The sequence below is a fragment of the Sorangium sp. So ce381 genome (genome assembly GCF_051473845.1).
GTDB lineage: Bacteria > Myxococcota_A > Polyangia > Polyangiales > Polyangiaceae > Sorangium > Sorangium atrum.
Window position 1 is genome coordinate 11,803,487 of sequence record NZ_CP150336.1, and the last position, 12,199, is coordinate 11,815,685.

8 protein-coding genes are annotated in these 12,199 nt (G+C 70.4%); 7 read left to right on the forward strand and 1 reads right to left on the reverse strand.

The window, feature by feature from the left end; all coding sequences use genetic code 11:
• Nucleotides 1–180 precede the first annotated feature (180 nt).
• From WMF29_RS44245 to WMF29_RS44260, 4 genes are all read left to right on the forward strand, one after another.
• Nucleotides 181–3,816, forward strand: coding sequence for an eCIS core domain-containing protein (locus tag WMF29_RS44245; protein WP_437326054.1), 3,636 nt, complete (start codon nucleotides 181–183; stop codon nucleotides 3,814–3,816).
• A 2-nt stretch (nucleotides 3,817–3,818) separates the two neighbouring features.
• Entirely contained in the window at nucleotides 3,819–4,304 is a 486-nt protein-coding gene (locus WMF29_RS44250) for a hypothetical protein (protein WP_437326055.1), read from the forward strand.
• A 16-nt stretch (nucleotides 4,305–4,320) separates the two neighbouring features.
• Complete coding sequence (locus WMF29_RS44255) at nucleotides 4,321–5,685, forward strand: prolipoprotein diacylglyceryl transferase family protein (protein WP_437326056.1); 1,365 nt, start codon at nucleotides 4,321–4,323, stop codon at nucleotides 5,683–5,685.
• A gap of 370 nt (nucleotides 5,686–6,055) precedes the next feature.
• Nucleotides 6,056–6,901, forward strand: a complete 846-nt coding sequence (locus tag WMF29_RS44260; RefSeq protein ID WP_437326057.1) for a hypothetical protein — start codon at nucleotides 6,056–6,058, stop codon at nucleotides 6,899–6,901.
• A 36-nt stretch (nucleotides 6,902–6,937) separates the two neighbouring features.
• Here WMF29_RS44260 and WMF29_RS44265 read toward each other — a convergent pair whose 3' ends face one another.
• Nucleotides 6,938–9,277 (reverse strand): LysM peptidoglycan-binding domain-containing protein, encoded by a 2,340-nt coding sequence (locus WMF29_RS44265; RefSeq protein WP_437326058.1) that lies wholly within the window; start codon nucleotides 9,275–9,277, stop codon nucleotides 6,938–6,940.
• Between the two features lie 1,247 nt (nucleotides 9,278–10,524).
• Here WMF29_RS44265 and WMF29_RS44270 point away from each other — a divergent pair.
• From WMF29_RS44270 to WMF29_RS44280, 3 genes are all read left to right on the forward strand, one after another.
• On the forward strand, nucleotides 10,525–11,133 hold the full coding sequence (locus WMF29_RS44270) for a hypothetical protein (protein WP_437326059.1): 609 nt from the start codon (nucleotides 10,525–10,527) through the stop codon (nucleotides 11,131–11,133).
• The gene (locus WMF29_RS44275; RefSeq protein WP_437326060.1) at nucleotides 11,130–11,693 is read left to right on the forward strand and encodes a hypothetical protein; all 564 of its coding nucleotides are present in this window, start codon (nucleotides 11,130–11,132) and stop codon (nucleotides 11,691–11,693) included. The genes WMF29_RS44270 and WMF29_RS44275 overlap by 4 nt, the downstream gene beginning before the upstream one ends.
• A gap of 152 nt (nucleotides 11,694–11,845) precedes the next feature.
• Nucleotides 11,846–12,199, forward strand: coding sequence for a DUF3817 domain-containing protein (locus WMF29_RS44280; protein ID WP_437326061.1), 354 nt, complete (start codon nucleotides 11,846–11,848; stop codon nucleotides 12,197–12,199).

Sequence of the window (12,199 nt, forward strand, 5' to 3'; positions counted from 1 at the left end):
GCGGCCAATGCGGCGCGCTCCGACGCGCGGGATACGCAGGTCAGGAGCGCGCGTGTAGGCGCCGAGACGCCCGAAGCGTCGCCACAGGCCCACGGCGTCGTCTCGCCGGTGCACATGCGCGGCTTTCGAGGTCGCCTGGAGTCCCGTGTCCGCGCCGCCGCCGATGCCGAGCTGCGCGACGTGGGGCGAACCGCGGAGGGGTGTCCATTCATCGAGGCGTGGCTCGCGTATTACGTGAACGCGTCCGACGAGCATCTCGAGCGCGCCATTCGCGTCTACGCGCGACCCCGCGAGCCCACGTTGGACGGGTATCTCTCCGCCGTCGATGAGCGAATCCGCCTCTCCGTGCGCAGGTGGCGCGCGAGCGGGGCGCTCGATACGCCGCCCGGCCCGGGGCCGGCCGTCCCGCGCGATCTCGCGACGCTCGGACCGGGGCGGCCGGTCGCGTCGGCGCTCCAGGGCGACGTGGAGCGCGATCTCGGCTTGCCGCTCGCCGATATCCGCGTGCACGAAGGTCCAGCGGCCGCCGCGGTCGCCGCCCGGCACGGCGCGCATGCGCTGTCCTTCGGGTCGGACATCGTGCTCGGGTCGCCGCCGGCGATCCCGCGCGACCTCCTCCTCCTGCATGAGCTCGCCCACGCCGCGCAGCAGCGGCCGTCGCCCCGGGGCGCTTCGGCAGGGGCCGCGGCGCTCGAGCGCGACGCGGATCGCACGGCGATGGGCCTCTTTGGCCGACGCGCGCTGAGCGCGGGCGACGCGAGCCTGGCGGAGCTCCACGCGCACGCCGAGCAGCACGGCGTCGCGGCCGCCGCGCTGGACGACGCGCGCGCCAGCCCGCGCCCGCGCCTCGTGAGCCCGCTCGGATTGCACCGCTGCGGGGGCGACGCCGACGAGGAGGCGAGCCAGGCGACCGCCACCAGCGCTCCGCCCGCGCGCGTCCCCGACGCCGCGGCGAGCCAGGGGACCGTCGGGTCGAGCCAGGGGCCCGTCGGGTCGAGCCAGGGGCCCGTCGCGACGGGGACAGCGCAGCCGGCGGTCTCGCTGCCGGGGTCCAGCGCGGCGCCCACGCCCCCCCAGGGGCTCACCGCGCTCCAGTCGGAGCTCGATCTCGTCGCGGAGCGCCTCGATAGCCTCGCGAGCGAGCGCTCGTCCGACGCCGCGCTCGCGACGGCGATCACCGGAGCGCGAACCGAGCTCGCGCGCACGCGCACGCAGCTCGTCGGCGGCACGGTCGACGCCGAGCGCGTCCGTACCGCCCTCGAGATCCTCGAGCGCCTCGAGACCATCTTCCCCTTGCTCGACGAGCAGGAGCGCGCGCTCGCGGGCCGCTCGGAGCACCTCAGCGCCGTGTCCGCGGTGCGGGCCAGCTACATGCAGGCGCTCGGCCACCTCTTCGCAGCCGACGCGCGCGCCACCTTCAACGCCGCGGAAGCCGCGGCGCAGCGCCTGCCGCGCGCGCTCGTGAACGTGGATCTCGACGCGATCGAGCGGCACGCGGCGCGCAACCGGGAACACCTGCTCCCGTCGCAGCGGCTCGGCGATTGGGTGCAGGAGATGCGCACGCGCCTCGACGCGCTGGAGGCGCGCAGGACGGCGTCGACGTCCGCGTCCACCCTCGCGAGCGAAGCCGAGCTCGTGCAGCTCGGACTCGAGGGCATGGAGCAGTACGACCGCTATCTCCGCGCGTTCGAGTTCATGCTCCGGAGCCGCCCGGGGGTGCTGGACACCCCGACCGTCAGCGCGATGAACCGCATCCGAGATCGTATGGAGGCGATCCGGCTCGCGTTCTACGCCGGGAACGTCGCTGACCTGCGCGCCCGCGTGACGAGCGTCCGGGAGGACCAGCACCTCGACACGTTCTACCGCGCGCTCCCGGGGATGATGGGCACGACGCAGCTCATCGCGCGGATCGGGGTCGCGTACATCGCGGCGCTCGCGACCGGCGGCGTCGGAGGCATCTTCGCCGGCGGAGCGCGGGCCGCGGCGACGGGGATCACGGTCCGCGGCGCGCTCAGCTTTGCCGGCACCGTCGCGCTGGAGACGCTCGTGTTCACGGGGGTGAACACGACGCTCAACACCTTCCTCTTCGGAGACCGACCCACGTTCGGCAGCGTGCTCCGCGATCTGGCGTGGAACGCAGGCTTGTTCACCGTTCTCCGCGCGACCGGCGCCGCGACGACGCGCGGCCTCCGCGTCGCGGAGCTCGAGGTGCTCTCCGGACCGGTTCACCTCGTCACGCCGTTCCCGATCCTCCAGGGGTACGGGATCCTCCGCTTCCGCGCGGAGCGCGGCCGGTGGCCGTCGCGCGCCGAGCTTGGCCAGATGACGGCGGAGAACGTGCTCACGATGGTGGCGCTCTCCGTCGGCCTGCGCGTCGTGCAGCGCTGGACGGCCTCTCGGCCCGACTCCGCGCTCCGCCGCTTCCGTGACGCATACGGGCTCCGTTTCTCCGGGCTCGAGGCGGTGCGCGCGCGCCTGCAGTCCGAGATCGCGGCGCTCGAGCAGCGCGGGGCGCCGGACGCCGAGATCGAGGCGGCGCGCGGCCGCCTGGAGGCGCTCGAGCGCGAGTTCCAGGCGCTCATGCGCGAGGTGCAGGCCGATCGGCGCTTCAACCTCGACGACCTGCGGAACGAGCTCGACACGATCCGCGACATGGCCGACGCGACAGGCTCCGAGCTGCTCGCGAGCGCGCTCGGGATCCCGGAGGCGGTCGCGCTCGAGCGCGCGGGGTCGCGCAGCCACACGTACGCGTCAGGGACGACGGGGTTGCTCTACGATGCGCTGAGGGCCGCCGGCGCGATCGTCACGAGGACGCAAGATCCGGCGACGGGCTTGCGTACGGTGGAGGCACGCTTCGGGAGCGAGCGCCCCATCCTCTTCCGGGAGCGCCCGGCCGGCGAGATCCGCATCGACCCGACGGGCGCCGACGTCCAGCTGCTGTTCACCGAGCTCTCCGTCACTCGCGCGGAAGCGCAGCGGATGCTGCTCCGCATGATGACCGAGCACCTGGCGCGCGAACCGACGCGGGACTTCGCGTGGGCGCTCACGCAGGTGCGGCGCCAGGTGCGAGACCTCCTCGCGCGCCCCGGGGCGCAGGCGTCCGCCCAGGAGCTCCTCCTCGACCTGAGCAGGACGGGGCGCCTGCGCGCGGCCGCCGACCCCGCGCTCGTCACCGAAACGACGCAGCTCGAGACCGCCGGCATCCTCAGCTCGCCCGAGTGGCTCGACGCCAGGAGCGCGCCGCAGTTCGAGGGGGTCGTGACCGAATGGCTGGCGCGCGTCCGCGTGACGGTGCCGCCGGGAGGCCGGATCTTGCGCCGGATCCGGTTCGTCGGGGACGCGTTCATCGACGCCGCGGGCACGACGCCGTTCGCCCGGAGGAACGGGCGCCCGCTCGTGAACACCGACATCACCGAGCTCGACTACGCCGCTGTCATTTCCCGTGGCACCTCGATCGAAGTGCACACCGTGGCCAACGTGAAGGCGGGCCGTACGCAGGCTGCCGACGCAGCGGCTCAGAATCGAAGCGCCCTCGCCGTCATTCGCGGCCCGACCGCGGCCGGGCTGCCGCAGGTCACCATCGACGGTCGACCTGCATTCGCTCGGATAACCCGCGTCACCGCGCTGGACGGCGCGACCGAGGTGGATCTCACGGGACAGCTGACCGAGGCGCCCGGCGGCGCGGCGGTGGAGCAGACGATCGGGCCCCAGGGGGGGAGGGGCTACACGGCCGCGGTGCCATTCGGACGAAGCCAGATACGCGATCTGGCGCAGCTCCTCGTCGAGCGTCAGCTCATCACCTCGGGACGGTACTAGCCATGGCGATCGAGCTCTCTCTTTTCCTCCTGCCGCCGGGCGGGGCGGCGCCGCCGCGCCTGCCGGAAGAAGACGGCATCCCCAGGGTGGTCGACGGGGGCGGCGCTCGCGTCCACGACGCGCTCGACCTCTCCGACGCGCTCGGCCGCTTGCACCCGGTCGCGCGCGCGCTCATCGAGCGGAACGACGCTGCGGAGCCCGAGGAGCGACGCTTCGCCGCGTCGGAGCTCTCGCCGCTCTGCGCCTTGGTCGACGACGTCGGCGCTCGCCTGCGCGTGTGCGTGGACGACGCCGATCGCCCCCTCCGCCCTGCCGCCGAGCCGCTCCTCGACGCCGGCGTCTGCGTCGAGAGCGCAGGTCGCATGCTCCTCGCGCGGAGCGGCCACGGCCTGCTCCGCGTGATCGACGATCTGGATGACGTCCGCCGGGCGCTCTCCTGGGCCGAGGCGCACGGATGGGCCGTCGCGTGCGACTTCGACCTCCCGTGACGCTCACGCTGCTGCCGTGTCCTCCGTGCCCTTCCTGAACGCGAGCTTCGATCGACTTCCGCGCGTCGTCTTCGGCCGCCATGCGCGCGAGGTGCCCGCGTTCCGGAGCCTGGGAATCGCCGGCTATTACCTCGCGCTCGTCGTCATGGTCGGCGCCTCGGTGCTTCGCGCCGGCTCGCTCCTCGTCGCGCTCGCGGTCTCGGCGGCGTGCGCGCTGTCGTTCTTCGGATGGGCGCTGATCCGTCGCGCGGTCACGGGACGCGAGACGCTCGTGCTCCTCGAGCACGTCTGGATCGCCGAAGCGTGCGCGGCGGCGACGCTCCACGCGATGGGCGCGCCCGTCTTGCCTTACCTCGACGCGGTCAGCCTCGGCCTCGCCTTCTTCCTCGCGTCGGGGCGGCTCGGCTGCCTGGTCGTCGGCTGTTGCCACGGCCGCCCGAGCTCCGTCGGCATCGTCTACGACGCATCGATCGCTGAAGGCGGCCTGCCGGAGCACCTCGTCGGTGTGCGCCTCTTCCCTGTGCAGCTCCTCGAGGCGACCGGCCTCGTCGCGATCGGGCTCGTCGGGCTCGTCGGGCTCCCCTTCGCCGCCGAAGGGCGGGTGTTCGCTTGGTTCCTCGCGTCGTACGCCGTCTTCCGGTTCGGCCTCGAAGGGCTGCGCGGCGACGAGCGCCCGACGTTCCTCACATTCTCGGCCAGCCGCTGGATGGCGATTGCAGAGCTCGCGTTCGCCGTCGTGCTCGTCGATGGCGCCGCCGGCGCCCGCGATGCTCGCATGCTCGCCGCGGCCGCGTGCCTGGCCGCGCTGCTCGCCCTCGTGCTCGCGTACCGGATCGTCGCCGACCCGACGCGGGTGCTCCTCGCGCCGGCGCACGTCGCCGAGGTGCGCGACTTCGTGGCGTCGGTGGAGCGCTCGGACGCGCCGCGCCTTCATCGTACGTCGGCGGGGGTGTCGGTCGTCGTCTCGACCCCGCGCGACGCGCCGAGCGATCGGCTCGTGTCGCTCCATGTCCCGAGAGGGCGGCGCGATCTCCAGGCGGTGTGCGCGCTCGCGGCTCGCGCCTTCCCGGGGCTCTCGCCCGACCATACGCGCTGGATCGAGGGCGGGCTGCTCGTGACCAGGGTGACGTCGCGGCTTCTGGCGGACGACAGCCCGCGTGAGCGGGCGCTCTACTTCCGCGTCGCCCGCGACGCGCAGCGCGCCCCTGAGGATGCCCTCGCCGAAGCCGCGCCGCGCGCTGAAGCCGATCTCCCTCGGGCGACGCCGGAGCAGGGGCGTCAGGGGCCGTCGTCGCGCTCGGAGGTCGATTTCCGGCGAGGGCGCTTCTCGAGCGCGTCGCGCGGTTTCGACGCCGAAGCTGGGGGTGACGCGCAGCGGTGATCGGGAGCATCGTCTGGCCGGCCTCTCCTTGGCCGCCCGAGCGCGGGTCAACGATCTCTGCGCGCTCTTGCTTGCCGTTCTGATGAGGGCTGTTCGGCAGCATGAGATATCGCACGATGCCGAGCCGCTCGGGCTCCTCCCGCATCTCGGCGGCCTTCATGGCACTTCCACGATCGCTGTAGGCGCCGCGCCGCAGCCCCCGCTTCTGGATCCCGTGGCTGAAGCCGTGCACGAGGCTCTCGATACTTTCGCAGTCGAGGTACCGCTGCGCGTGGCAGAACACCCGCGAACAGCCGCCGAGCAGGCCGAAGAGATAGGGTGTCTTCAGCGCGCGCGTGCAGGCGCGCCGCGGATCGGATACCCTGAAGGAATGAAGTCCCTCGCGGCGCGTGCCCGCCCGGCCCTCGTGACGGCCCTGGTGCTGGTGGGGTGCGTGTCCTGCCACGGCAGCCAGCCTGCGCCGCCCGCGGCGTCCTCCGTCCAGGCCAGCATCCCCGCCCGGGTCGGCATTCCCGGGGACGCCCAGCCACCCGTCCAGCTCATCGTCCCCGATCTCGCCGAGTTCGAGCGCCCCAACGCGGTGCTCCTCCCGGGCCGCGTCTTTCCTCTGGGTTGGTCGCGCAGCGGCCTGTTCGCCTATGTCTACGAGCCACCCGACGAAGCCTGTGGATGTTACTTCTTCCACCTGATCGTCCAGGATCTGGCCACCCATCGGATCACGTGGGAGCACCGCTACGAATCCGGAGAGATCCGCGAGGGGGATCCCGATCAGCTCACGAGCTTGCAGGCTGTGTGGCGGGCCCGCGGCGGCATGCTCTCCGCCCGCCTGCACGAGCTCGGTATCGTCCGGAGCAACGAGCCCGCGCTGCGGCCGTTCTCGACCTCTGACGGCGGTGGGCCGCGCGTCCAGATCCACACCACCACGGTCGGCGATGACTCCCCTGTCGGGTTTGCCCACATCACGAGCTATCGAGTCGATATCACGACCCCACGAGGCACCACGACGATTCACCGCAGCGGGTCGCCGGAGACGCCGGACGAGACCGGGACGCCGAGCATCGGCCCCGTGGAGGTGACCGCTCCCGGCTACCTTCGGAGCCCCCATGACACCCGTGTGGCGGTGTTGATCCAGGAGACGTGGCGCGGCTGGGAAGGCCGCCCCTACGTCGCGAAGCTCCTGTTCGCGGGCGCCGACCTCAACGGCGCCACACGCTGACAGCGCCTGCACCGGCGCTGTGAGCTTCGCGCCCGCTCACGTCACCCACGCGGAGAGCTTCTTGGCCAGCTCGGCCGGCTTGCTCGAGCCCGACGCCCCCAGGAACTTCACCAGGTCGACGAGCTGCGTGTGCCGGGCCCAGAACTTCTTGTAGAAGGCCGTCCGCAGCGCCTCCCGCGCGGTGGCGACGCCCCCCTTGCCGCCCGATTTCTCTGTCGCGAGCGCCGTGTTCTCGGCCGCGGTCGCGTCCACCGCCAGCGCCACCACCGTGGTCTCCTCGTCGGCCACGATCTTGGCGAGCGTGACGTCCGCGGCCAGCTTGGCGTCCCCGCTCACCAGCTTCCTGAGGCTGATCACGAGGCCCGGATAAGCGCTGCGCGCGGCCAGGTACTCCTTGATGTTCTCGCCCTCGCCGATGGTCTTCCACGACACCGTCTCGTGCGGGAGCAGATCCTTCTCTGCCAGCCCGAAGTCTGCCATGAGCTTCGAGGCGAGCACGAACGACGAGCGCTTCTGGGCCGCGTTGATGTCGCCGTAGAGGTACCACTTCTTCACCTTGGTATCCGGGTCCCTGTTGTCGCGCGCCACCTGGTAGAGCTCCGCGTCCTTCATGGCGATCAGCCGCGCCTTCAGGTTCGGCGACAGCTCCATCGCCTTGATGGCGGCGCGGTTCGCGGCGATCGTGGCGGTGTCCTTGGAGCTCGACGGCAGATCGAGCGCTTCCTCGGCGCCGCTGTGCTCGATGCCGATGGCGTGAGAGTTGCTGGACGTGTCGTATCCCGGCTTGGTCTTGCCGACGTGTGACACCTTCTTGTCGACCGGCACGGTCAGGGTGATCTTCCCGTTCTCGTCGATCAGGTAGTGCGCGCCGATGGTCTGCTTCGCCGCGATCCGGCTGCTGTAGCCGGCCAGCGTGCTGCTGCCCGAACTGCTGCCGGTCTGGTGCAGGATCACGCTGTTCACATCCTTCTTGGGCAATGAGCCCGACGCGAGCTTTCCGTAGTCCTCCGTGCGATCGTCAACGGGCACGTCCTTGTAGTCGCCCATCGTCATCGAGGTCCAGGCGCGCATGATCCAGCCCTTGCCCGTCCCCGCCGCGACCGCCGGCTTGCCCGCCTTGAACACCGGCCCTTCGACCTCGATCCAGTCCGCCGAGCTCGCCTTGAGCGTCACGGTGTCACCCGTCTGGAAGAACAGCCTGACGCCACCCGACACCTGATAGGTCGCCTTGTCCGACTTGCGCAGGAAGCTGTCCTCGCGCATCACCCCGCTCGCATAGTCCTTGCCCGGGTCGTGGCCGGAGTCGGTCGAGGTGCTCGCCGGGGCCGGCGTCGCAGCAGGCTTGGTCGGGGCCGGCGTCGCGGGCGGACTGGCCGGCGTCACCGCCGGTGTCGCCGGCGGCTTGGCCGGCGTCGCCGCCGGTGTCGCGGGCGGCTTGGCCGGCGCCGGCGTGCCGCCCGCCATGGGGATCGTGAGCGTCTGCCCCATCGCGATGTCGGTCCCGGTCATTCCATTGGCCTTCTGGATATCGGCCACCGATACCCCGTGCGCCTTGGCGATCGAGTAGAGCGTGTCTTTCGCCTTCACCGTGTAGCTCACCGAGCTGGGGCCGCCCGCGACCGGGATGGTCAGCACCTGCCCCGGGGCGATGGTGTTGCTGGTCAGCTTGTTGGCTGCCTTGATGTCGTCTACCGTGGCGCCGTAGATGCGCCCGATGCTGTAGAGCGTCTCGTCCGACGCCACCGTGTGCGAACACGGCTTGCCGTCGGGCACGACCAGCGTCTTCCCGACCGGCAAGGTGTCCGTGGCCTTCAGGCCATTGGCGTCGAGCAGCGCCTCCTCCGTGACACCGTACTTCGACGCGATACCGTAGATCGTCTCCTTGGCTGCCACCGTGTGACACGAGCGCTGGATGAGCCTGTGGATTGAGCCAGGGCCACCGCCGCTCGGCAGGGCGCGCTGCTGGATCGTGTGCGTCAGCTCGTGCGCGAGCAGCCGGCGGCCCTCCACCGTGGAGGGCGCATATTCGCCGGAGCCGAACACGATGTCGCTCCCGATGGTGTACGCGCGCGCCCGCACCGCCCGCGCACCGTCCGCGGCCTCGCTGTCCGTATGCACTCGCACCCCGCCGAGATCGCGCCCGAAGCGCGGCTCGAACCAAGCGCGGAGCGAGGCCGGCAGCGGCTGTCCGCCGCGCTGCGCCGCGCGCACCGCGGCCCCGGTGTCCAGACCGGCTCCGGCGCCCGCCGACGGCGCGCGCTTGGTCTGGATCGTCGTGCTCTCCTCGTCTTTGCACGCCGCGCACTTACGTTGGATCGAGACAGGTGCCGAGTCGCTGGACCCCGGCTCCGCCGTCCGCATCACGCTGTCGGCCACCTCGTCCGCCTCGCGCTCGTACGGGTCTCCCGGGGAGCTGATGGTCGCCTTCCGCTGGATCGGCGGCGGCCTGACGGCGAAGCGGGCCCAATCGAACCGGGGAGCCGGTGCGACAGGTCCCGGTGCGACAGATTGAGATGCCTCGGCCTCCGCCTCTGTCTCCGAACCAGCGCGCGCGACGCGCGACCAGGGAGCGCTTGCAAGAGCGGGTAAGCGCGGCTCGAAGTCGCGCCGTCTCGCTTCGGTCAGCTCGGACGAAGTCGCCGCTCCGGCGTTGCTCGACGTGGCCAGCCGAAACCAGGGCGGGTTCATCGGCGGCGCATTGACCAGGCGCTGCGACGCAGGCTTCGCGGCAGGAGAAGGCGCCAAAGATGGACGCGGCTTCCGGTCGAACGAGAACATGGAGGAGCTCTCCTCGTCGTGGTTGTTCGGACCCTACCAGCTCTTGACGGGCATGCCCACGGCGGTGTTCCTGTCGAGAGCGCTGTCCGCCGCCGGTGCAGCGGTCCGCCCGAGCGCTGCACGACAAGCCCGAGTCATGCGCGAATGCGTGGTCGCGCAAGGATCCGGTCGAAGACCAGGACGAACGAGTAACGCGGGGAGAAGGAACTCCAAGCGTATCGGAAACATCAAGCCCCAATTGCGGGACCTGCCCCCGTGTTGACCGAACATTTCTTCTATGCGATTCGACACCCCCTGAAAAAGTAACGCCATATCAATAATTTAGCCATGCATCGAAGGGACCACGCTCACGCCACGGCTTTCGGGGGCGAGCTGGTGGAACTCCAGATCCATCGGGCACCGGAACGCCGCTGTTCCGGCGCGCAGGCCGACCATCGCACACCTCGGCACGGGTCTTTTTCCGCGTGGTGTAGGCAATATTACACGGCCGGGTGAGCTCATTGGATCTCTCGGTTTTTGTAGGCGGATCAGTGGATCTGTACTTTTCACGTTATGTCAACTGCCGTTCGTTGGTGGGAAATTCTTGACAGGTCGGAATGGCTTCGCGTGGGCTATCCTCTCGAAAGCACGCTCCTCCCGACCACGACCCACCGGTCCCACCTCGCCGAATCTTGATCATCGCAACACGTTCATTCGAAACGCCGAAGGGTGGGTGGCCCGTGTTTCGTCGTTTCTTGTGATCGGTGGTGAGTTTCCTCACTGCAGGGAATTTCGCGGCGCGAGAGCGGTCCGTTGTCGCGCCTCTCCAAAGGCGAGTAATCTCTTCCCGAGATAGCGAACACGACATGAGCACGTATGAACTTCTCCAATGGTTGGGGCTCGGGGCGGGCGCCCTCGTCCTGGTCGCGATCGTGGCGAGCGCGATCAAGCTCTCGCGCGCGACGGACGCGGTCTGGCCGAACTGTGCGACGAGGTACGGGCTGACCTTCGATCAACAGAACGAGGGCAACGCGCTCACGTCACAGCGCCACGTCAAGTCGCTCACCGGCGCCGTGCAGAACGTGCCGCTCCGCGTCATCTCCAGCTGGAGCATGGTGGGCAACACCAGAACCACCTCCACGGCCTTCTATGCGCGCTCGTTGTATCCGGCGCCGCATCGCTTCTCGCTCCAGATCACGCGCGGCGCGGGTGGCCCGCAGCACCACCTGGTGCCGACGGGCGACCCGAACTTCGATCGCATGATGTCGCTCAGGAGCGACTCGCCCGCCCTCTCTCGTGCGCTCATGAACTCGGCGGTGAAGGCAGCGCTGCTCAAGCTGCCCATGAATCAGGTAGGGCTCTCTTACGACAACGGCGAGCTCTGTCTCTCCTACGGCGGTCAGCCGCTGAAGCCCGCCGAGCTCGAAGCCCCCATTGACGCCCTGATCGCCCTGGGTCACTCGAGGCTCGCATGATGGCCTCGCCCTCCGACCCGCGGCAGGCGTACCTCCGAGACCTCGGAGCGGCCCACGGCTTCACGCTCGAAGAGCTCGAGATGAACCGGCAAGGGCGCCTTCATCCGGCGCAGGCCAAGCGCGGCAAGAGCTCCGGCATCGGCTGCGGGGTGTTCTTGCTGCTGCTCGGGTTACTCGTCGCCGCCGGGGGTGTCGGAGGTGCGCTCTACCTCCACGACGATTACTCGAAGCCGATTTCCGACACCGACATGAACGGGCTCTACGCGCTCGGCGGGGGCGGCGTCGTGCTGGGCGGGTTGCTCGGTATCGGCGCGCTGTTGACGTTCTGGAAGGTCAGCGCGAGGCGCAAGACGTACGCCCAGAGCCCCGCGCTGGTCGCCCAGGGGCCGCTCCAAAAGGTGCACGTCGACGGCCGCGGCGGCATGCCGAGCCAATGGCGCTACGCGATCGGCGGAGTCGCCTTCGTCGTCTCGCAGAAAGCGTGGGAGCTCACGACGCACGGCGCCCACTACCGCGTTTATCACCTGGCGGGCGATCTTCTGAGCATCGAGCCGCTGTGAGAGCTCTACAGGAACGCCGGCGGCTACGTCGCCCAGATCGACGCCCCGAGGGGTGAAACACGTTCCAGATGGCCTCTCCTTCGCTCGCGTGGTATCCGGCTGGAGCGCGGGTCGCGCGCGATGCGAACAGCGGCGCGCTCCGGAGGTCATCGATGTTGAACACAGCGGTCGGAAGGTTCCGTCTCGTCGCCTTGGGCGAGGGAGCGTCGTTTCTCCTCCTCCTCGGGGTCGCGATGCCGCTCAAGTACTTCGCAGGCTTTCCGGCCGCGGTCCGCGTCGTCGGTATGGTGCACGGCCTCTTGTTCGTGCTCTACGTGTTCGGCGTGATCGAGGCGGTGGCCGCCGGGCGCTGGTCGGTGGGGCAGGGGCTCCGAGCGCTGCTCGCGTCGCTGATCCCCTTCGGCCCGTTCGTGCTCGACGCCCGTCTGCGGCGGGAGCAACAAGAAGAGGCAGCGGCGTTGCCCGAAGCCGCGTCCGGCGACAGCGGCGCGGCGCACCGAGGCTAG

Bases quoted from the DNA above. Each gene is read 5' to 3' on its own strand.
- WMF29_RS44280 (WP_437326061.1), top strand. From the start codon at position 11,846: ATGTTGAACACAGCGGTCGGAAGGTTCCGTCTCGTCGCCTTGGGCGAG.
- WMF29_RS44270 (WP_437326059.1), top strand. From the start codon at position 10,525: ATGAGCACGTATGAACTTCTCCAATGGTTGGGGCTCGGGGCGGGCGCC.
- WMF29_RS44260 (WP_437326057.1), top strand. From the start codon at position 6,056: ATGAAGTCCCTCGCGGCGCGTGCCCGCCCGGCCCTCGTGACGGCCCTG.
- WMF29_RS44250 (WP_437326055.1), top strand. From the start codon at position 3,819: ATGGCGATCGAGCTCTCTCTTTTCCTCCTGCCGCCGGGCGGGGCGGCG.
- WMF29_RS44275 (WP_437326060.1), top strand. From the start codon at position 11,130: ATGATGGCCTCGCCCTCCGACCCGCGGCAGGCGTACCTCCGAGACCTC.